The sequence below is a fragment of the Antarcticibacterium arcticum genome (assembly GCF_007993795.1).
Taxonomy (GTDB): Bacteria; Bacteroidota; Bacteroidia; order Flavobacteriales; family Flavobacteriaceae; genus Gillisia; species Gillisia arctica.
Map to the genome: position 1 here is coordinate 1,031,914 of NZ_CP042476.1, position 21,707 is coordinate 1,053,620.

21 protein-coding genes are annotated in these 21,707 nt (G+C 38.8%); 9 read left to right on the forward strand and 12 right to left on the reverse strand.

The window, feature by feature from the left end:
• Positions 1-55: 55 nt before the first annotated feature.
• The 3 genes from FK178_RS04550 to corA form a co-directional block, all read right to left on the reverse strand.
• Positions 56-394 carry a hypothetical protein gene (locus tag FK178_RS04550; RefSeq protein ID WP_146831431.1) on the reverse strand — a complete coding sequence of 113 codons (339 nt, stop codon included), beginning with the start codon at positions 392-394 and terminating at the stop codon, positions 56-58.
• A gap of 82 nt (positions 395-476) precedes the next feature.
• Positions 477-1,643: a lactonase family protein gene (locus FK178_RS04555; RefSeq protein WP_168194559.1), complete on the reverse strand. Its 1,167-nt coding sequence runs from the start codon at positions 1,641-1,643 to the stop codon at positions 477-479.
• A 12-nt stretch (positions 1,644-1,655) separates the two neighbouring features.
• Positions 1,656-2,756 carry a magnesium/cobalt transporter CorA gene (corA, locus tag FK178_RS04560; RefSeq protein ID WP_146831435.1) on the reverse strand — a complete coding sequence of 367 codons (1,101 nt, stop codon included), beginning with the start codon at positions 2,754-2,756 and terminating at the stop codon, positions 1,656-1,658.
• Positions 2,757-2,921: 165 nt separating this feature from the next.
• Here corA and recQ point away from each other — a divergent pair, with 165 nt between their 5' ends.
• A complete protein-coding gene (gene recQ / locus FK178_RS04565) occupies positions 2,922-5,033 on the forward strand; it encodes a DNA helicase RecQ (RefSeq protein ID WP_146831437.1) in 2,112 nt (703 codons plus the stop codon).
• 45 nt (positions 5,034-5,078) lie between these two features.
• Here recQ and FK178_RS04570 read toward each other — a convergent pair whose 3' ends face one another.
• Positions 5,079-5,864, reverse strand: coding sequence for a tRNA pseudouridine synthase A (locus FK178_RS04570; protein WP_146831439.1), 786 nt, complete (start codon positions 5,862-5,864; stop codon positions 5,079-5,081).
• A gap of 61 nt (positions 5,865-5,925) precedes the next feature.
• Positions 5,926-7,440, reverse strand: coding sequence for a DEAD/DEAH box helicase (locus tag FK178_RS04575; protein ID WP_146831441.1), 1,515 nt, complete (start codon positions 7,438-7,440; stop codon positions 5,926-5,928).
• Between the two features lie 250 nt (positions 7,441-7,690).
• Here FK178_RS04575 and FK178_RS04580 point away from each other — a divergent pair, with 250 nt between their 5' ends.
• Positions 7,691-8,407 carry a Crp/Fnr family transcriptional regulator gene (locus FK178_RS04580; RefSeq protein ID WP_146831443.1) on the forward strand — a complete coding sequence of 239 codons (717 nt, stop codon included), beginning with the start codon at positions 7,691-7,693 and terminating at the stop codon, positions 8,405-8,407.
• Between the two features lie 109 nt (positions 8,408-8,516).
• Entirely contained in the window at positions 8,517-9,056 is a 540-nt protein-coding gene (locus FK178_RS04585) for a hypothetical protein (RefSeq protein WP_146831445.1), read from the forward strand.
• 47 nt (positions 9,057-9,103) lie between these two features.
• Here FK178_RS04585 and cysM read toward each other — a convergent pair whose 3' ends face one another.
• Both cysM and epsC read right to left on the reverse strand, forming a co-directional pair.
• Positions 9,104-9,988, reverse strand: a complete 885-nt coding sequence (gene cysM / locus FK178_RS04590; protein ID WP_146831447.1) for a cysteine synthase CysM — start codon at positions 9,986-9,988, stop codon at positions 9,104-9,106.
• Entirely contained in the window at positions 9,981-10,775 is a 795-nt protein-coding gene (gene epsC, locus FK178_RS04595; RefSeq protein WP_146831449.1) for a serine O-acetyltransferase EpsC, read from the reverse strand. Before epsC ends, cysM begins: the two co-directional genes overlap by 8 nt.
• Before the next feature lie 165 nt (positions 10,776-10,940).
• On the opposite strand from epsC, the gene FK178_RS15550 reads away from it, so the two are divergent.
• Positions 10,941-11,102: a hypothetical protein gene (locus FK178_RS15550; protein WP_205677215.1), complete on the forward strand. Its 162-nt coding sequence runs from the start codon at positions 10,941-10,943 to the stop codon at positions 11,100-11,102.
• Between the two features lie 55 nt (positions 11,103-11,157).
• Here FK178_RS15550 and FK178_RS04600 read toward each other — a convergent pair whose 3' ends face one another.
• Together FK178_RS04600 and FK178_RS04605 are read right to left on the reverse strand one after the other, a co-directional pair.
• Positions 11,158-13,140 carry a T9SS type B sorting domain-containing protein gene (locus tag FK178_RS04600; protein ID WP_240793893.1) on the reverse strand — a complete coding sequence of 661 codons (1,983 nt, stop codon included), beginning with the start codon at positions 13,138-13,140 and terminating at the stop codon, positions 11,158-11,160.
• Between the two features lies 1 nt (position 13,141).
• On the reverse strand, positions 13,142-15,325 hold the full coding sequence (locus FK178_RS04605; RefSeq protein WP_240793894.1) for an FUSC family protein: 2,184 nt from the start codon (positions 15,323-15,325) through the stop codon (positions 13,142-13,144).
• A gap of 225 nt (positions 15,326-15,550) precedes the next feature.
• On the opposite strand from FK178_RS04605, the gene FK178_RS04610 reads away from it, so the two are divergent.
• A complete protein-coding gene (locus tag FK178_RS04610) occupies positions 15,551-16,546 on the forward strand; it encodes an NADP-dependent oxidoreductase (RefSeq protein WP_146831453.1) in 996 nt (331 codons plus the stop codon).
• A gap of 50 nt (positions 16,547-16,596) precedes the next feature.
• Here the strand turns inward: FK178_RS04610 and FK178_RS04615 are convergent, their stop codons facing one another.
• Together FK178_RS04615 and FK178_RS04620 are read right to left on the reverse strand one after the other, a co-directional pair.
• The gene (locus FK178_RS04615; RefSeq protein ID WP_146831455.1) at positions 16,597-17,001 is read right to left on the reverse strand and encodes a hypothetical protein; all 405 of its coding nucleotides are present in this window, start codon (positions 16,999-17,001) and stop codon (positions 16,597-16,599) included.
• 262 nt (positions 17,002-17,263) lie between these two features.
• Positions 17,264-17,983, reverse strand: a complete 720-nt coding sequence (locus FK178_RS04620; protein WP_146831457.1) for an SDR family oxidoreductase — start codon at positions 17,981-17,983, stop codon at positions 17,264-17,266.
• A gap of 270 nt (positions 17,984-18,253) precedes the next feature.
• Here FK178_RS04620 and FK178_RS04625 point away from each other — a divergent pair, with 270 nt between their 5' ends.
• From FK178_RS04625 to FK178_RS04635, 3 genes are all read left to right on the forward strand, one after another.
• Positions 18,254-18,628 carry a hypothetical protein gene (locus tag FK178_RS04625; protein WP_146831458.1) on the forward strand — a complete coding sequence of 125 codons (375 nt, stop codon included), beginning with the start codon at positions 18,254-18,256 and terminating at the stop codon, positions 18,626-18,628.
• Between the two features lie 80 nt (positions 18,629-18,708).
• Positions 18,709-19,329: a YqaA family protein gene (locus FK178_RS04630; protein WP_146831460.1), complete on the forward strand. Its 621-nt coding sequence runs from the start codon at positions 18,709-18,711 to the stop codon at positions 19,327-19,329.
• A 104-nt stretch (positions 19,330-19,433) separates the two neighbouring features.
• On the forward strand, positions 19,434-20,231 hold the full coding sequence (locus tag FK178_RS04635) for a DUF1206 domain-containing protein (protein ID WP_146831461.1): 798 nt from the start codon (positions 19,434-19,436) through the stop codon (positions 20,229-20,231).
• 3 nt (positions 20,232-20,234) lie between these two features.
• Here the strand turns inward: FK178_RS04635 and FK178_RS04640 are convergent, their stop codons facing one another.
• The gene (locus FK178_RS04640) at positions 20,235-21,344 is read right to left on the reverse strand and encodes a DEAD/DEAH box helicase (RefSeq protein ID WP_146831463.1); all 1,110 of its coding nucleotides are present in this window, start codon (positions 21,342-21,344) and stop codon (positions 20,235-20,237) included.
• 158 nt (positions 21,345-21,502) lie between these two features.
• Here FK178_RS04640 and FK178_RS04645 point away from each other — a divergent pair, with 158 nt between their 5' ends.
• A complete protein-coding gene (locus tag FK178_RS04645; RefSeq protein WP_146831465.1) occupies positions 21,503-21,661 on the forward strand; it encodes a YqaE/Pmp3 family membrane protein in 159 nt (52 codons plus the stop codon).
• The last annotated feature ends 46 nt before the right edge of the window (positions 21,662-21,707 follow it).

Sequence of the window (21,707 nt, forward strand, 5' to 3'; positions counted from 1 at the left end):
TTCTGGCAGGCAATATATTTATAGCTCTAATTTGTAATTACCTGGTATTCCTCCCTTACTGTTTGGTCTCCTTCACTATACCAACCACTGCACCTGTACGGCAATTGATACGCAGTAGTTCACCCCGGGTCAATCCATATTTTAACCGGACGGGACGGTAATTTCCAAAACCGCCGCCTGATTCTACCAAAATAAGCTCAGCTCCATCCATGGGATCAATAATGGGATTCTTACAGGTCTCATCCCAGGTAGTGCCCGAGGGGATCTCAAAACGTTCGGGAGTGTTTGTTGCAGTTCTAATAATACTCTCTCCTTCTATGGGCCCGGTTGTGCCACAACCCAGTAATATTGACACCAAGATTACGCAGGTAAATGTTATGACTTTAGTTTTCATAAGCCCTTAATTTTTAACCTTCTTAAAGTTAAGGAAAAACCTAAAGCACCCTGCAGAAAATTTCAAAAATAAAGATTAAGGATCACCTCATAAACTCTATACAAACCGGAGTGTTAACGCCCAGAACTACTCCTGTTGATTCCAATTTTCCGGTAGCGGGATTAATGGAAAAACCTGTGATATTATTGGAATTTTGATTTGCGGCATACAGGTAAGTACCGTCTTTGGAAATAGCAAAATTGCGGGGTATGTCACCTTGAGTAGAAGTAAATCCCAGGAGCTCAATTAGACCGGTTTCCGGGTTTATATTAAATGCGGCAATGCTGTTATGTCCTCTGTTGGACACGTACAAAAAATTGCCGGCGGGATGTAAATTTATATCGGCTGCTGAATTCTTTCCTATAAAATTTTCCGGGATCGAAGAAATATCGTCAAGATGCACCAATGCTCCGGTGTCTTCAATTTTAAAACTGCTTATAGTACTGTTGAGTTCATTGATGGAATACGCAAAATTACCACTGGCATCAATACTAAAATGCCGGGGGCCGGCTCCTTCTTTCAGCTGTATAAAAGGTGTGTTATTTGGTTTAACCTCCGCTGTTTCCACATTTAGGTCAAAAATCCAGATCTTGTCATGCCCCAGGTCCGCAACATAAAAATGCCTGGCGTTGGCAGATATTGTTACCGAGTGCGGATGCGAATTTTCAGGATCCTCAAAAGTAATATTTTCCTTTTTGATAAGGCTTCCGTCAGGGTTCTTTTCATACATCATCACTACCCCACCCACATAATTGGCAACAAATATAAAATTTCCCGTAGGGTCTTCAGCAATATAACAGGGGGCAAAACCTTCCGTAGAAAGCTTTCCTGTTTCAACAAGGCTATTATCTTTATTGATGTTGTAAGAATGAATAAAACCCGAACCTGCATCTCCCGGGCCCAATTCACTTACCGCATAAAGATTCTCTTTATCTGCACTTACTTTTATGAAGGAAGGATTAATAATGTTCGCTGCAAGGGAACCAAATTTTAATTTTCCATTGGAAGGATCCTGATATATTTTATAAATGCCTTCTCCTTTACCGTCAACATGGCCTTCTTTTTTGGTATAAGTGCCTATATAAGCTATTTCCCTGGAAGCTTTCCCGGGAACTGTCCCGCTTTTTTCCTGAGGTAATTTACAGGAGACTGAAAACAGTACTATTACCCCTAATAATACGGGCACACTTTTCTTAATTTTAGTATTCATTTCTGGAAGCATTTAAAGCCATTTTTTTCTGCGGAAATATATTATCATTAAAATAAAGAGCAACAGCATCACAAATAACAGAACGTAATAACTATATCTCCATTCCAGTTCCGGCATATATTCAAAATTCATCCCATATAAGCCGGCAATAAAAGTAAGTGGGATAAAAATGGAGGCCATAATGGTTAGCACTTTCATGACTTCATTCATTTTATTGCTTAAAGTGGTCATGTACATATCCATAAGGCCCCAGGTCATCTCCCTGTAGATATCAATATTTTCAGTCACCTGGATAATATGGTCATAGAGATCCCTGAAATAATTTCTGGTTTTATCCTGTATGATATCATTTTCCATTTTTTCAACCCTGCTTAAAACTTCCCGCACCGGTAATATTGCCCTTCTTATTCTTAGAATTGTTCGCTTTAATTCCTGTATCTCAAAGGTAATTTGGTCACCCGGTTTTTCCTGAAAAAGATCCTCCTCCAGGACTTCAATTTTATCACCAATACTATCAATTACATCAATATATTGATCTATGATCGCATCCAGTAAACTGAATAATAAATAATCTGGACCATTACTCCTTATTCTACCGGTCGCGTTGGAAATGCGTTCCCGCACTCCTTCAAAAACATCCCCGTCTGCCTCCTGAAATGTGAGCACATAATCCTTCCCCACCACTATGCTTATGTGTTCATTAATAAAGCTTCCATTTGTTTTTTCCCCGGGGATCCTGGGGAAATACAACATTTTAATTACTAAAAAGATGTAACCGTGATGTTCATCTACCTTTGGCCGTTGATTTGTGTTCACTATATCCTCCAGCATAAGTGGATGCAGGTCATAGTATTTTCCTAGCTTCTCAATTTCAGCGGTATTGCTTAACCCGTTAATATTTATCCAGGTTAATTTGTCATCATTTTCAAAATCAAACGCATCCTGCAGGTTGGTTGAGGTATATCTCTCATAAGTCTCCTTATTATAGTCTATAACATCCAGACGGGTTTCAGCAGATTCCTTTCTCCCAATATAAGTAACCGTTCCCGGAATTTGATTTAAAGCTTTTGAGGATTTAGGCCTTCGCGGTAAATGTCTTTTGCGTTTTATCATGCGGGTATTAGTTTTTATAAATGTATAAAAGTTTTGGGAGGTTATTTAAAATGTTCTTATTTACAGGTAAATCTGAATAAAATTTTTCCCAGAAAATACCAATCGGTTCATTTCAAAACTCGTTTCAGTCCCACTTTTTCTTACTTAAAAAACTAACTTTGCAGCATGGAAGAAATGCAATTGCGGGCTACACTTAAGGAATATTTTGGATACGATAGTTTTAGGCCATTACAACGAAAGATCATAGATGCAGTATTTGCCGGAAATGATAATTTGGTGATCATGCCTACGGGTGGTGGTAAATCTATATGTTATCAACTTCCTGCCTTACTTCTTCCTGAAATTACCCTGGTAATTTCCCCTCTTATAGCCTTAATGAAAGACCAGGTTGACGGGCTTACGGCCAATGGGGTTCCTGCGGCATTTTTGAACAGCAGCCAGCACGAAAGCGAGCAGCAGGAAATTTTCAACAGGATTGAAAAGAATGAATTAAAGCTTTTATATGTTGCTCCTGAAAGCCTTCAGGTAATTGACCGGTTTTTAAATGATGGAAAAGTTAGTCTTATCGCTATAGATGAAGCCCATTGTATTTCCAGCTGGGGCCATGACTTTCGCCCGGCTTACACCCAATTGGGATATCTAAAAAACAGGTTCCCCACTACCCCGCTCATTGCGCTTACCGCCACTGCCGATAAGGCAACCAGAAAAGATATCTGCCACCAGCTTAACATTCCCAATGCCTTAAAACATATAGCTTCTTTTGACAGAAAAAACCTTAGTCTCGAGGTACGCCAGGGCATTAAGAGATTTGAACAGATAGAGGACTTTATTGAGCGGCGCAGGAAAGAAAGTGGGATCATCTATTGTTTAAGCCGTAAGAACACCGAAGAAGTAGCTGCAAGGCTAAGCGCGCGGGGTTATAAAGCCGAAGCCTACCATGCCGGGTTGGGACATATGGAACGCATCAAGATACAGGAGGATTTTATAAACGACAGATCACAGATAATTTGTGCAACCATTGCTTTTGGAATGGGAATAGATAAGTCCAATATTAGATGGGTGATCCATTATAATATGCCAAAAAATCTGGAAGGTTATTACCAGGAAATAGGACGGGCAGGTAGAGACGGGTTGGCCTCAGACACCTTACTGTTTCATAGTTATGCAGATGTGGTGCAACTTCAAAAATTCGCGGCCAATTCGAAGAACGAAGAAGTGCAGCTGGCAAAACTGGAAAGAATGAAGCAGTACTCTGAAGCTTTCACCTGCCGGAGAAAGATATTGCTCAATTATTTTGGAGAATTTAAAGAGGATGATTGTGGCAACTGTGATATATGCAGGAATCCGCCAATGTTCTTTGACGGCACCCTAATAGCCCAAAAGGCATTGTCCTGTATATACCGCCTTAAAGGACAGGAACCCATTACGCTCGTAATAGATGTATTGAGAGGTTCTCAAAATGAAGCGGTTCTTGAAAAAAACTACCAGCAGGTAAAAACCTATGGTGCGGGCAAGGAAATTTCCTGGAGAGACTGGCAGCAATATATTATTCAGCTTATTAATATAGGATATATTGAGATCGCCTTCCATAAACACAATCAACTCCAATTAACCCCCCTGGCCAAAACGGTATTATTTGAAGGAGCCCCGGTAAGGTTAGCTAAAATACCTACAGAAAAGGAAATTAAAATTCAGGAGGAAACAGTATCCAAAAGAAAAGACAGTTCCCTTTTCGAAAAATTGCGTCAACTGCGATTAAGAATCGCCCAGGAAGAAGGTATTCCTGCATACCTTATTTTCAATGATGCTACTCTCAAAGAAATGGAAAAAGAACGCCCAATGACCGATGAGGATTTTATGAACATTAATGGGGTGGGAAGAAAAAAAATGCAGGATTATGGTTACCAATTTATAAAGGAAATAATTTCCTATAAAAAGAAAAAACCTGCCAAAAAGAAAAAGGCCAAAAAAGGGAATACCTATAAGCTTACCCTTGAGCTTTACAATGAAGGCTTAAGCATAGAAGAGATCTCAGAAAGACGCGGCCTTGCCCCTACCACCATTTTTTCACATCTGGCCAAATTGTATGATGAAGGTAATCCTATAGACATGAAGCAGTTTATTTCTAAGGAAGACCTGGAAGCTGTAAGAAAAGCGCGGATAGAATTAGGAACGCCTGAAGCTTTAAAACCCTATTTTGAACACTTCCAGCAGGCGATGGATTACGGTGCCATTAGAGTGGCATTGGCTGTTTTACAAAAAGAAGAAAAGGTGTAAACACCTGTAAAACAGGGTTTTTTACCCTCCACTGACTCTAAAAATTTATTCGAAATCGATCTTATTCAGGATAAGTCCGGAAGCCGGGGCAATGTAATTCATCACCATATTATTTTCCGGCAGTAGGCTTTCTCGTATCTGGTCAAGGGTAATTTCCCCTTTTCCCAGCTGCACAAGAGTTCCCATCATCAGCCTTATCTGGTACCTGAGAAAACCTGGCCCGTTTACCTTAAAAAGGTAGCTTTCTTCAGGAAAAAAACTTGCAGTATAAAGGTCATTCGGGCTAAGACTACAATTATTTACGGTTCTTACCAGAATACTATTTTCACCAGGGTCTACACAGTAATTACCAAAATAATGCTCCCCCTGGTATAATTGTGCACCTGCTATCATTGCATCGATATCAAGATCCTCTTTAAAATTGGCCATAAGCGGCGCACAAAATGGATGACTTTTTTCGCCAAAAGCAAAAAGATAAAGGTATTCCTTGTTTTTGGGCTGCTGAATGATATTAAAAGATGCATCTACTTTCTTAATACTAACTGCTCTTATATCGGGCGGGAGATTAATATTAAAAAGCTCCAGAAACGAATTCAGGTCTTCGAGGGGGGTATCATATAAAAACAGTTCAAAAGCGGCATCGTTGGCAGATACCATCGCATCTGTGCGGCTGGATCCTAAAACCTTAATTCTTCTTTCGGGAAGCACATATTTCAGTGTTTTTTTGATCAATCCTTCCACCGTTTTGAAATTTGGCTGCCGTTGCCAGCCGTGCAACCGGTAGCCAAGGTACTGGACTTTAATAAGGTAATAGAATCGAAGTGGCTGCAATATTTTTGATATAATTAATTCCTGCAACCCCGGGGGTTGTTAGATGAAGGTTAAAAGTAAACTAAAACTCCTTATTGATCTGTAATCTTAACTTACGGCAATAATCTTCTTCCAGCCATTCCCTGTAATTTTTGGTGCTTTTGCTAATACAATAGGAAAATTGCTTTATTCGGGAGGAGATATCATCCTTTAACTCTTTTGCCAGGAGGCGGGCATCAAAAACGTCCTCGCTGTTTTCTACACACATATTTACGTGTTGGTCCATAGACCATTCCAGTACAGTTTTAGATTTCAGCCCCTTTTTAATTACCAGGTCATAAGCCTTTTCAACATCAAAACTCACGTCTGTAGTTTTGGAAAATTGCTTCCGGAGATCTGGAGGCATGACATATTTAAATTCCCGTTCTATCTCCTCATCACTTAACAGACTCTCGAAATAGAAATCGGGAGAGCGAAACAATTGTTTCCAGTCTACCGGTGCATTCCAGTGCCCAAATCTTGCCATGTTATTTCCAAGGTCTATCACGGTAAATTCAGATTTTCCCGGAAGAACCCGGGATCCGCGACCAATCATTTGAAAATACAATGTGAGTGATTTAGTAGCACGGTTCAAGATGATGGTTTCTACAGAAGGTTCATCAAATCCTGTAGTAAGAATACTTACTGAGGTAACTATAGCATCTGGCGTATGTTTAAACCATTTAAGGATCTGTTTCCTGTCCTGTTTAGAGGTGGTGTTATCAAGATGCCTTATAGGTATTCCTGCATTTCTGAAGGTTTCATAAACTTCTTTGGAAGTATTTATACCATTATTAAATATAAGGGTCTTTTTGTTCAAAGACTTTTCCATGTAAGCCCCTAACAACTTTTCCTGCATGGAGAGATTGGAATACAGCTCCTCTGAAGATTTTACCGTGTAATCACCATTAATTCCCACTTTAAGGGATTGTAATCCCACATCATAACTATATACATTTACATTGGCCAGAAAACCTTTTTGAATAAGGGATGAAATGGAATCTCCTACAATAAGCTCCCTGTAATTATCTTTCATAGGAAGTTTAATATTGGAACTTAAAGGCGTAGCGGTAACTCCCAGTATAAAACTCTTTTCGAAGAATTTGAACAATTTCCTGAAAGAGTTATAATGGGCTTCATCAATAATTACCAGGCCAATATTCTCAATTTCCAGTTTCTCATCATGAAGCCGGTTATTGAGGGTTTCTACCATAGCCACAAAACACATATAATCTTCCTGGTCCGGAAGATCTTTTACCTTGCTGTTAATGATCTTGTTGAGCACTCCAAACTCAGACAACATATTTGATGTTTGCCGGCATAGTTCAATCCTATGGGTAAGTATGAGAACCTTTTTATTGAACCGCTGAATATATTCCCTTACAATTTGAGAGAAAATAACCGTTTTACCACCACCCGTGGGTAACTGGTATAATAAATTATATTTTGAGGGATGGTTATCAATTACATTAAAGATCTTATCTATATCTACCTGCTGGTACGCGTAAAGGGTTTTATCATTTTTCTTTTCTTCAAGTCCAAAAGTTTCAACTTTCATAGGTTTGTTTAAATAGCAATTTTGCAAAAATAGCAGATTTTTAGGGTAAATTAAAATCTTTGGAACACTTTTAAAATTTAGGAGAAATAATTTTCAGCTCATTTTTTTTTTAAGTATTTTTAATTTTTATTTTTCAGAAACGGTTTTCTTCATAAATAACTCTCCACTTCAGTTATTCTAAAGAGAGCTTCAAGGTTAACCCCTCCTGCATACTTATCCACTTCCCTCCTGTTAATTTTAAAAAAGAAATATGGCTGGAGAAAATATTCTTATTTCAAAATATCCTGAAGTTATTAGAAATTGCGTACTATTCGACAAACTGCCGCAAGATTCACGGGACCTGTTGTTATCTCTGTTCCATGAGGAAACCTGGCCAAAAAACACCTGTATAGTTAACCACGAAAAATTCTTTTTCCATTTTTTCCTGATAATTTCCGGAAGGATTAAAATGTACCAGGTAGATAGTTTTGGGGAAAAAGAGATCACCTTATTCATATTGTCAAAAAATGACGTGTTCGACCTTTTTTGTCTTTTAGATGGGAATGAACATCTGGTTTATTATGAGTGTCTGGACAATGTGAAAGTGTTGGCAGCCCCTATGGGGGAAGTTCGTAAATGGTACAATCAAAATCCGGCAGCTCTAAAAAATCTTTTATCTTATGCAGGGAAACAACTAAGATTGCTGGAAAATTATGTTTCAGATATCACATTTACAGATTTATCTACCCGAATTATTAAACTTCTTATTAATAATGTAAATACTACTTCCAAGGATCTTGGAAAAATAAACAATCTCTCAAACAAAGAGATTGCCTTTTTAGTTGGTTCTACGCGCACAGTGGTAAACCGGCATTTACAGCGATTAAAAAGCAACGGTTCTATCAGGATCACCCGAAACAAACTTGAAATAATGGATCTTTCTAAATTGCTTCAACTTTTGGAAACCAGCCAACAAAAGTTAATTTAAAATAGGGGTTTTTCCCCTGTTAATTTTTTATTATGTGCTACTTAGGTGCTTATAAATCAAATATTTACATCCTACTTTTATGATATTATTAATATCTAAATTTTAAGTTATGAAAAAGTTTCTTCTTTTGTTGCTGTTGGTTGGGATTACCGCAGGACAAGCACAGGTTATTCAATTGGATGAGGCAAGAATAGATGCCAGGGCTGTTAAGATCACTTCCAATGGAGATGAAATAAAGTATTTGGTTACCGAAGAGTACAGCGGGCAATTTCAAAAAAACCCAATTCGTTTTATGAAGGAAAACTTTGACATTCATCAGTTTATTGCACAACTGGAAGGTGAAAACTATGATAACTATCTGGTTGAATTTAGAAACAGGAAGGGTGCTTTAAAAGCAAATTTCGACAGTAAAGGCACTCTCGTGAGTACTGCACAAAGATTTAAAAATGTACCACTCCCACTTCAGGTTTCAAGACAGCTTTTGAGTGATCATTCAGGTTGGTCCATGGTTAAGAACAGTTATGTTGCAACTGGCACAGGTGATGTTCTGGACAAAGAGCATTACAAGATCACTTTAAAAAATGGAAAAAGCACACAAAATATTAAGATCGTCCCAGATCGATCAGCTTTAGGGTTAGTAAGCAATTAATAGAGATTTAGAATGGAAAGAACGGGAACTAAAATTGGTTCCCGTTTTTATTTAAAAAGATCTGAAGAAAGGTACCTGTCTCCCCTATCGCAAATTATACTTACAACTATTCCCTCTTCAAGTTCCTCACACAATCTCACAGCTGCAGCAGTAGCACCGCCACTGCTCATTCCCGCAAAAATTCCTTCTTCTTTTGCCAGATACTGTGTCATTTTTGAGGCTTCGGCTTCACTTACCTCCAGGACCCTATCCACTTTTGCAGGGTTAAAGATCTTGGGTAAATAGGCTTCAGGCCATTTCCTGATACCCGGAATGCGCGAATCATCTGTAGGTTGCACTCCAATAATACGTATGCCCGGATTTTGCTCTTTCAAAAAGGTAGAGGTTCCCATAATAGTGCCGGTGGTTCCCATTGAGGAAACAAAATGTGTTATTTTTTGATTTGTATCCCTCCATATTTCAGGACCGGTGGTTTTGTAATGGGCTTTCCAATTATCATTATTACTAAACTGGTTGATCATATAGATCCCATCCTTTTTCACTTTCTCTTCAGCATAATCCCGGGCGCCTTCAATACCCCCTTCCGCAGAGGTAAGCGTAACTTTAGCTCCAAAAGCCCTCATAGTTTGTACCCTTTCTATGGTAGAATTTTCAGGCATTACCAGTTCTATTTCAAGTTTAAATATCCCGGCTATCATTGCCAGGGCAATTCCTGTATTACCACTGGTAGCTTCTATTAATTTTGTTTCGCGGCTTATATCTCCCCTTTCCAGGGCACTTTTTATCATATTAAAAGCGGCCCTGTCTTTTACGCTCCCTCCCGGATTTTGTCCTTCGAGTTTTAAAAATAAACGTACCCGTGGATTTTTGATAAGGGTTTTTGTTTCCACAAGCGGGGTATTTCCTATAAGGTCCAAAATTGAGTTACTCATTTCTTACACTGTTTTTAATGTTAATTTGAGGGGTGTGTGAAACCATGGAATTTTCAGGGATGCTTTTTGTAAGCCATACGTTTCCTCCAATTATACTGTTGGCCCCTATAATGGTATTACCACCTAAAATGGTTGCATTGGCATATATGGTTACATTATCTTCTATAGTAGGATGTCTCTTAATACTTCTGAGATCCCTGTTCACAGATAAAGCTCCGAGCGTAACTCCCTGGTAGATCTTTACGTTATTCTTTATAACGGTTGTTTCTCCTATTACAACACCGGTAGCATGATCTATAAAAAAAGGAACACCAATGCTGGCCCCGGGGTTGATATCAACCCCCGTCATACGATGGGCACATTCAGCCATTAACCGCGGCACGAGGGGTAAGCCGGTTTTGTGTAATTCGTGGCTCAACCTGTAAATAGCAATCGCATAAAATCCCGGATAAGCCAGGTAAACTTCTTCAACCGAATTGGAAGCAGGATCATTTTCATTAATGGCCCGCGCATCACGGCTTAATTTTTCCAATATTTCAGGCAGGATTGCACAATATTGATCCCATATTTCTTTACAGGGTTGTCCCGGTTCCCAACAGGCAATTTTTACGAGTTCCTCAAAATCCTGTCCTAAACCCACTATGTTTTCTTCAACCGGAGTGGCATCATCAAATAAAGTATAAAACAACCGGTTTGTAAAAGCAGTGGTTTTCTCCCGAATTTCATATTTTAAATGGGGAAGGCTTTTCTGCGCTTCAATTCTACGTATAGTATCCTTATGAGACATAATTCAGGTTTTAAGTAACAAATTTAAGATTTCCTCATCGGCTTTATTTAAAAGTAATTGATAATCTGCATAAAAAATTCTGCTTGAAATTTTTAGAATTAATATAGAAATAAGAGGGAAACAATTAACATTGACAGGGGTGTTAAAAATATATTAATCAAGAGATTGGAGTGGCATTTTCAGGTTAATTTAGTTCTTATTAACCAATTTAAATATTTAATCATGCCACAAAATCAAAAATCAGACAAAAAGCAGGAAACTAAACAGGATCCTAAAAAAGCACCGGGTAAAGGTGGAGCAAGTAAACTAGCTCCAAAAAAGAAATAAATTCGGTAATCTTATTTAAAAACCACTGCCACCTTAACACGGTGGCTTTTTTATTTCAAAATCCCGGCTGCCGAACAAGGGAGATATTTCCCTTAAGAAGTTTAAGGTCTTCAATAAAAATTTCATACCAGTAATCATCTGCCGGCAGGGGCTTTCCATTAAACGTCCCATCCCAGGTGAAGCCTACCCCATTTCCGGATTTTATTAAGCTGCCATACCTGTTGTAAATTCTTATAAAAGAAGAGTTGAAATATTCTACCCCTTTTAATTCAAAAAGATCATTATACCCATCATTATTTGGGGAAAAATGTCTCTGAATTACTATATGCGGAAACCGGAGCGAATTGGTTTCACAACCTGAAAGATCTCTCACGTATGCAGTGTAAATACCGCCACGGATATTTCTGAAAATATTACTTTCCTGAAAATCCATCCCATTCAGGGAATATTCAAATTCGCCGGAAACAGTAGTTTCAATAATTACCCGGTCTTCTTCAGAAATTATCCTGTTTATAACCGCAGGTACCACAGGGATCACTTTTATATTTTTTTGAACTCTGCAACCCTCTGTACTTATTGTAACCGAAAAATCTCCCGTGGAATTTATTATTATATCTTCTGAAGTTTCCCCTGTTGACCAAAGATACGAAGCTCCGGAAACACCCGCCTTCAAGGTTAAAAAGGAATTTTCGCAAAGAGAGAGAATTTCATCCTCAATTGCGGGCACTTCAATAAAATTAAGGCTAACCCCTGTTCTTGGGCCTGCCTCACACCCATCATTATTGATTGCTTCAGCATAATAAATCCCCGGAGTATAGGCCTGAATCCTGGGGGTATTTTCAGCAAGGAGATTTCCACCTACTGCTGCATCATACCAATTCACACGATGATTGTCATCTTCAACATTCACCATCAAAGGCGGAATTTCCTCATTGGTACATACCAAAATATCACCGGCGCTTACCGGGGCCAAAGGAGTTTTCACATAAAGGAATTTAAAAACCTCAGAAACCGAACTGCATAAATTATTTTCGAGATTAATGCTTGCCTCGGCCACTCTTACCCGGTAATATGTTGTAGAGCTAATTTCGGGAGTGATAAACGCCTCCCGGGTTTCGTTTGGAATATCAATCCATAAAATTCCATCATCACTCTCCTGCCATTGGTACACGTGATTGTTGTACACCGAAAAATCTGGCGTTGCTGTTAAAGTGAAACTTCGGCGGGGAGTAGATTCACATATAACTATTGGATTACCTGTGTCGCCCTCAGCAATAATTTCAGTAAGGTCCCCACAGGAGCTAAAAATAATATCGTCTATGGCAAGATCATTTCCACACCCGCCATCTCCATTGTTGAACATTTTCAGAATTACAGCTCCCTGCCCTTCCCGGGATTGAAACGTAAGGGCATAGCGTTCCCAAACCGGGGAAATAGTTGACTGGATATCTCCCGTACTGCCCTCTTTAAGCAGGGTGGTATCGGTTTCATCCCATATTTCAAAACGTACATTTATCGGTATTCCGCCGTTGTTGCAGGCATTGCTCGTCCTATCATAAACGTTCATTAAATATGCGGAAAATTCATAAGAAGCATTTTCACATAAACCCTCGATCCTGGTAGTATAGAATAAACCCGAAGAAAACCCCGCATTTACTATAAGAGCCCGGCCTTTGGAAGTTGTTGTTGAGGGAAAATAGGAATGCCAGGTAGTATTATTCTGGCCTACCCTTCCGGAGATCGTGTATTCCCCATCATTGGGATCTCCTGTAACATACCTGTAATTTGTTACTGAAGCGGGAAGCGCCGGGCCGCTCAAATTTCCTGTTCCAAAGGTCTCATGAAAAATGGGATCACCTTTACTTCCCTGGCAAAATTCCAATTGGGAATAAAGAAAGGAAGACCAGAGTAAAAAAAGAACCGTTAAGGAATTCTTCATGGAGCAGGAAGATATGTTATTCTTATATGATAACATACCATGCCTCAAAAATACGAATTTTAATACAAATTTCCAGTTGCCACTTCTGGTTGCAGCCATTTTAAAAATTGATCTCCTGTAATTTTTTTTCAAGTTTTATTGAAATTTCCTGAAGCCATTTTAATTGTTCATAAACCAACTGGGCCTCTTGTAAACTACTCACGGTTGCTTCCCCCAGAATTTTATTTTCAGGAGAAATGCTTTGTATTCTTTCAAATTTTTGATCAAAATATTTTTCAGCTTCCTTTTGCCGGGAGGGATCTGGCGGAGAAAGGATTTCCTTCTCCTTTAAAAATGCCAAAGCCCGTTCCAGGTTTTGATCAATAATTTCAGCATAAATAATTACCTGAGAAGATGCCGGAGTGGTGGTATGATTTTGAATATACGTACCAAAGGAAGCAAGAGAAGATAAAAAACTATGATTAAGTACCACCACCTCATAGATCTTCTCCAAATTCTTTTGCTTGGATCTTGGTTCCTGTGTCATACGTTGAAAGGCAGCACTTAGATTTCCCAATCCCAGGAATGCCTGCTTTCTGGAAACCTTATAGGAAGTAGAAACCTTTCCTTTTTTTTGATAAAAACCTGCCACCTCTTTAAAATACTCCCTATTGGCACTTATACTATCTGCTATTGTAGTTTTAATTCCGAAGAATTCCCAGGAAGGCCAAAGTAAAATATTTCCAAGGGTTGCCAGTCCCGCTCCGATTAGAGTATCTACCACTCTGTATTGAATTACATCCAGAACATTGGGTTCCAGCAGCGCGTAAATAAAGACCACACTCAAGGTTACAAATATTGCAGAGGTCTTATAGTTCTTCTGCACCATTGCAAAAGCTATTATCAATGAAACTACTGAAAGTACCCCATAGATCACCACATTTTGGGTAAGCAGTACAATTCCCACCGCAATTGCGGCACCTATTAATGTTCCTGCTGTTCTTTGTTTTGAGCGCGTTTTTGTAAGCCCGTAATTAGGCCTCATGATCACGATAATGGTAAGAAGGATCCAATAGGCATTTTGCAGTGAAAAATAGGCGCCTATTGCATAGCCTATCATTACCACTATTGCAAGCCTAAGGGAATGCTTAAAAATGGATGAACCAAAACCAAAATTTTCAATAAGGATCTTGGGGTCATATTCCTGCGGAGTTAAGAACCTGGCCGCTTCATCTTTCTTGATCACTCCAAGTTCTCCCTGCTCTTTGGTTATTAAAAGCTGTTCTATTTTAGATATCTTTTCAACTTGTTTTTCCTGGTAATCATAAAGGTTTTGAAGCATAAAAGAACCTTCATCGGGTATATAATTAAGTTCTCTTCCGTACAATGAAATCCCTTTTTTTACTTCTTCCAGAGCAACATGCAAGTCCTGTAATGGAGGTAATTTATGGCCGTGCCTTATATTGAGGGCGATAAAATTAAGCCTGCCGGCCATTTTAAAGATAAGCGTTTGAAAAAGGAGGATCTTCTCTTTATGCTGTAACATTAACCCGTCCATTTTTTCATAATTCACGGGATTTGCCATGGCTAGTTCCAGGACATCTACAAGCTGTATAAAAATAAGTAAGCGTTTGCGTTCATAACTGGAACTTCCGGATGTCTTTCTTGCCGACATTAAAATTTCCCGCAGGGTTTCGTGTTTGTCATTCAACTCTGCCTGCAGGTCTAACAGTTTTTTAAAAAGCTCCAGCCTGGAAGCTCCCGGCGTAATTAATTTACCCCTGGTTTCAAGATACGTTGAAGTAAGATCCAGCGTTTGGGCAATATATTGATCTGTCTGGCTTCGGGGGTTCAGCGCCTGCCACACCATATTCAATCCCAGATACCAGAGCCCGCCAACCCCTATAAAAAGCGCCCGCTCATAAACTTCTATAAATTCATAGGTATTGGCGAAACTAAGCACCATAGCAAACAAACCTGAGAAACTTATAAGCGATGCACGGAATCCAAAAACCGCCAGGTAAGAAATTGCAAACATGATAAAACCCAGAACAGGAACAAAAAGCCAGGAATTAAAAACCAGATAACCTCCGGCAAGACTTACCAATACAGCCAGCACCGCTGAGAAAATTATCCCAATATTTTTGTGCCGCTGGCTCCCGCTAACGTCACTGGATGAGCAAAGCAATGCTCCCAAGGCAATTGCCAATCCAAATTCAAACCGCTCAAAATATACTCCCAAGGTTATTGGGAGGGTAATTGCCGAACCCAGAATAAGCGCCTTTGAAAAATCGGTACTTTTCAAGAACCCACGAAAACGTAAAAAATATTGGGAAAAAGTAGAATTCAATATAAGGTAAATTGGATGTATTCTTTAAACAAAGGTACGTGCTAAATGGCCCAAATGAGTTAATCTTTTCTGAAAAATTGGCAATTATGGCTATGCATTATATATTCAAAATATAGGAGCTGGAAATATGAAACTTCTTAATTTTAATGTAAATTAAGGCTATCCAAAAAACCATTTGAAATGAATAAAACAATCCTCCTTAAAAACCGACCTAAAGGTAAGCCCACCCTGGAAGATTTTCAGTTTAGTGATGAAGAAACCCCAGTTCCTGCAGAAGGGGAAATTTTGCTTAAAACACTGTATGTTTCTGTAGATCCCTATTTACGCGGTAGAATGCGCGATGAAGGTTCTTATATAGAACCTTTCAAGCTCAACGAGCCTATCGAATCTGGTATTATTGCAGAAGTGATAGAATCTCATAACCCTAATTTTAAAGAAGGAGATTATGTAAACGGTACGCTTAAATGGAAAGAGTATCAAACTGTTTCAGGCCACGGTATCAATAAGGTAGATAAAAACCTCGCCCCTCTTACAGTTTTTCTTGGAGTATTGGGCTTAACAGGAATTACCGCCTTCTTGGGCCTGGAAAAAATAGGCAAATTAAAAGAGGGAGAAACACTTCTGGTTTCCGGAGCCGGTGGCGCTGTAGGTAGTATAGCCGGTCAAATAGGCAAAATAAAAGGCTGCAGGGTTATAGGAATTGCAGGCTCTGATGAAAAGATAAACCGCATCAAACAAGAATTCGGGTTTGATGAGGGGATCAATTATAAAACTTCCCAAGACCTTCAAAAGGAAATAAAAGAAAAGTGTCCCAATGGGGTTGATGTATATTTTGATAATGTAGGCGGAGAGATCCTGGATGCAGCCCTTGCTAATATCAATAAATTTGGCAGAGTGATCCTTTGTGGGGCTATTTCACTCTATAATAAAAGTGAGATTCCAAAAGGCCCAAGACCTGAAGGTATACTTATAAAAAACAGTGTTCTTATGCAGGGTTTTATAGTACGGGATTATGCCAAGGATTTTGGGCCTGCGATAAAAACCCTTTCCGGCTGGCTCAGGGAGGATAAAATAAAATATTCAGAAACTATTGTTGATGGATTTGAAAATATTCCACAAGCCTTCCTCGATCTTTTTGAAGGAAAGAATAAAGGAAAAATGATCGTAAAAATTTAAAAGAGAACCGTAATTAAAATGAATGGCCCGCAGATTGCGGGCCGTTTTTATTAATGCCAGATGGAATTTCCTGAAACTTTTTTCCAAACCGTCCCATTCTCTGTAAGCAACAATTTAGCAGGATTTATAATTTCAAAGATTATTTCCCCATCGGGAATCTCATAACTGCTTTCGAAGCTTAGGATAACAATATTTCCCTCAATTTTATAAGTTCCTCTCCAGATAATATCTGTCAACATGATCTCTACGATATTGTTTTTATAAAAATCAACCTGTTGATGGCAATTGATAAAGAAATCGGGATCCGGTTGGTTTTCCATACATTCCTTTTCTGTGCTGAAGAAGAGGTAAACATATGTTTTATTGGCCAAAATATTTTCACGAAACGGCGGTGGCACGGGAGTACATGCCCCAAGCAGTAATACTGCTATTACCATATAGATCTTTCTTGTCATATTCCAAAATTTCGGCAGGGCAATTCAACCATTTAATTTACTGATAAACAAGGAATAAGCGAAATATTTATTCTCAAATTATCCCGAAATTTTTTATAAATTTTTTCTGTATTAAAAGGATATAAATCCAAATATTTTAACATAATTAAAGAACGGACGAAGGTTTTTTGAAGTCATAAGTCCAAAGAACCGGCTTACAAAGACAATAAAAAAAGGCAGCTATATTACTATAACTGCCATAACGTATAATTCTGAAATTAACCTATTTGGAGGGCGGTTGAGATGGCCTCACCTCTATTTTACTGGATAATACCCGTGGGTTCATACTTAATAAGTTTACTATTAATTCCCCAATATCTTCTTTCTGGATCTTCCAGGAATCTTTGTCTGACGGCTCATTGTCGTTAAAGTGGGTAGCTACAGAGCCCGGCATTATTGTACTCACATTGATACCAAATTTCCGTAGATCCAGCATTATTGCCTGAGTCATTCCGGTGACTCCAAATTTACTTGCATTATACGCTGCACCTCCTTCAAAAAAATTGGTGCCCGCAAGACTTGAAATGGTAATTATATAGCCCTTTGATTTTTTAAGAAAAGGCAATGCAGCTTTGATACTGTAAAACACTCCGCTTAAATTGGTGTCAATAGTTTCCTGCCAATCTTCAACACTCAGGTCCTCAATATTGCCAAAATGGCCAATTCCCGCATTGGCTACCAGAACATCCAACTGTCCCCATTTTTCCTCTACAACTCTGGCAGCTTCAACCTGACTGCTGTAATTCCTAACATCGGCCACTACTCCCAAAACTTTTCCACGGCCAATTTCTGTAAGTTTTTTGGCAGCGTCTTCAGCCGATTTTAGCGAACGGCTGGTAATAGCTACCCGCATATTTAATTTTAGTAAGGCTTCGGCCACGCCGTAGCCAATACCCTTACTTCCTCCGGTAATTAAGGCAACTTTTCCATCAAATGGTTCCATAGTTTATAATTTTTTCATTTAGCCTAAAGCTACTAAACAAGCAAGGGGTTGGGAAATATTTAATTCTAATTAATTGTTAATTATGAAATTAGGATTACCTCCTATTCATAATTCTTACACCTGAACGTGGAAAAATAAATCTTTTATAAATATTAGCTAAAATTGTATTGAAAAACCTATAAAGAAGTAACTTTGCGGCAGTTTAAAGAAGCACCGTCTATTTGTGCCCCGTGGAAAAAAGAAGTTTAAAAACTATTAATAAAGGAAACATTGAAAAATTCAAAAGCTCAAAAGTTACTAGATAAAATTCAGCGCGATCTTATGCGCAACGGCCTTATTATTAATACCATTGTAGAAGATCTTAAAAATCTTAGACCTTTCGCGGTTGAAGATGAAGATCCTTTATTGGCAAAAGTAATCAGGCTTACCTATGAGCATATAGATACTTATCAAACTTTTGATATTCCAATTCCTGAAGACGAACCGCTGGATGAAAACGAGGAAACCACTTCCTCTCCAGAGGTAAAGCCTGAAGAAAGCCTGGATTATTTACTTTCCCTTATGAATGACACATCTATTAAGAATAATGAAATAGATCTAAGGGAGTATAGCCGCGCTTTACAGGAATATGCCGAGGAAAATTAAGAATTATACTTTTGCCCGAAGGAAATTCCCTGCACTTTTATTTCCATTTGCTTGTACAATTTCATTTAAACAAGGTATAAATGAAAAATAAGGATGTAAAATCCAAAAAAAAATCGCGGTTGCGTTTATTGCACCAGTATTACAGCTATACCGGTTTTTACAGGTTTGTTGGAAAGAGTGTAAAAAAAGCAATTATCCCTATATTATTGGTTATTGCAGCTGTTCTGGCGCTTGACTTTTACGTACTTGACCTTAATAAATTATTGGTTACTGTTACTGAAACCTACCCGCCAGCCGGAATAATCGCGGTATTTCTTGCTTCTGAATCTATCCTGGGTCTTATTCCGCCGGAGCTTTTTATTGCCTGGGCCGGAAAGTCAGATTATCCAATCTTCTATTTATCCCTCCTCGCCACCGCATCTTACGTAGGTGGAATCATATCGTATTTTATAGGAGTATCTATTACAAAAATACCGGCCATTCACCGGCAAATGGAATTAAACCTTGCAAGGCATATTAAAAACACCCGCAAATGGGGAGGATTTTTAATTATTGTAGGAGCCCTTCTCCCAATACCATTTGCAATGACCAGTATTGCGGCAGGGATCATTCGGTTCCCTTTTGTAAGCTACCTTATGTTCGGGCTTTTACGTTATGTACGCTTTTATGCCTATGCCCTTGTAATATTCGAAATGGTCTAAGAGTTATCTCAGGAAATTCCCTAAAAGCTAAATTTATTATAAAGGCTCTGTTTAATGCTACCTAATCTGGTAATTTTAAACATCATTTATAATCTTTATTTTTAATGGATAATTCTTTAAAAACAATTGCCCGCATTGGTTATGTGGCCAAAGGCATCGTATATGGTTTGACCGGAATTCTCACTTCCCTGGCAGCCTTTAATATGGGTGGTGAAAAAACAGATCAGTTAAAAGTTTTGGCTTTTCTTGAAGAACAAACTTTTGGGAATATATTACTGGCTTTATTGGGGGCAGGACTTTTATGCTATTCATTCTGGAGGTTCATCCAGTCCATCTCTGACCCCGAGAATATAGGGGATGATAAAAAAGCTAAAGTCCAAAGAATTGCGTATTTTATAAGTGGTTGTATTTACTTTGTATTGGGATTGCTGGCTTTTTGCAGGGTTTTTGCGGTGGGAGGTCCAGGTTCGGGGTCCGGGTCTGGAAATTCAGTACAACAATCTTCCTGGATATCTACAGATGTTGGATTGATCCTTGTGGGATTTGTGGGGCTATGTTTTATTGGGACAGGGATCTATCAATTTGTAAGATTGTTTAAGCTGGATTTTGTGAAAAAATTTCAGCTCAAATCTATTCATGATGAAAAGCGACGCAAAACCATTCTTAACAGTGCATATATGGGGATGAGCGCCCGCGGGATCATCTTTCTTATAATTGGATATTTTGCGATGCAGGCTGCCTTTACCGCAGATCCTTCAGAAATTAAAACCACCATGGAAGCATTTTCCTTTTTAGAGGATTCTTCTTATGGAGCCTGGGTACTTGGGGTAGTTGCCGCAGGTTTGGTTGCTTATGCCATCTTTATGTTCATGATGGCAAAATACAGGAAATTCAAAGGCTAGTTCTTATTTGATCTTTAAGAATTTTATTCCAAGTTCCTTTTCCAGCTCCCATATACGGCGTTGCTCTTTACTGTTCACTAAAACAAGCGAGATCCCTGTTTTACCGGCGCGCGCAGTACGGCCACTACGGTGGGTGTAATAATCATTTTGATCTGGTAATTGGTAATGAATCACATATGCCAGGTTATCAACATCAATACCCCGGGCAGCAACATCTGTAGCCACAAGCACCTTTAAGGTCTTATTCTTAAAAGCTCTCATTACCTTGTCCCTGTCCCTTTGCAGCATATCGCCTTCCAGAAGTCCTGCTTCATAATTCTTTGCCGCAAGCTGTTTGGCCAACACTTTTGCCACCGCTTTGGTTCGGGTAAAAATTATGCCACGGTTTTTCCCCTGGCTTTTTAAGAATTGTGCAAGAGTGTCCAGCTTATTACTGTCGTCCCCTGTTACATATTGATGGTTAATTCCCGCATTTACCACTTCAGATTTTCCAACATTAACCCTTATAGCGTCCGGAGAAACGTACGTGTTTATAATATCATTAAGCTCTTTTGGAATTGTGGCTGAAAATAACCATACATTTCTTTTTCCCTTCGTTTCTTTAAGAATCTTTGTGAGTTCATCTTTAAACCCCATGCTTAGCATCTCATCTGCTTCATCAAGAATAAGAGTTTCAATTTTCGAAATATCAACGGCCTTTTTGTTGAGCAGGTCAATAAGCCTGCCGGGTGTAGCTACTACAATATGAGTAGGCCTGTTTAAACGGGCAATTTGTATATCAATTTTTTCACCTCCATACACCGCTTCAGTAAAAACCTTATTGGAATATTTGGTGAACCTGAATAATTGTTTGGCTATTTGCTGTCCCAATTCTCTTGTTGGGGCAAGGATAAGGGCTTGCACCTGTTCTTTGTTCGCGTCTATTTTGGCAAGTAAGGGAAGACCAAAAGCGGCCGTTTTTCCCGTCCCTGTCTGTGCCTGGCCAATAAAATCGATCTTTTCTCTTATTAAAACCGGAATTGCCGCCTCCTGTATCTCTGTGGGAGTTACAATTCCTAATTCTTTTAATCCTTTTTCAATATCCTTTGAAACACCTAAATCTGCAAAACCCATATTTTCATTATTTGAGGCAAAGATACTTTATTAAGATCGCTTCTCATAAATTAAAGAACTGTTAGAATGAGTTAAACTATCGCTAAACATGCAGGGTTTATTCTGCGGAAAGAGCCAGGATGACTAAATTGTATCTACTAATTTTAAAGCTATAGATTATGTCTTTACTCACAATTATTTTGAATATATTTCTTCCCCCCCTGGCGGTTTTCCTAAAACATGGTTTAGGGACAACTTTCCTGATAAGTGTTCTATTGACAATGCTTGGATGGTTGCCCGGGGTGATACACGCTTTCCTGGTTAACGGAAGCAGATAAAATAGCAAAGGTCCCGGATTTGTTTCCGGGACCTTTGATTTTTTAA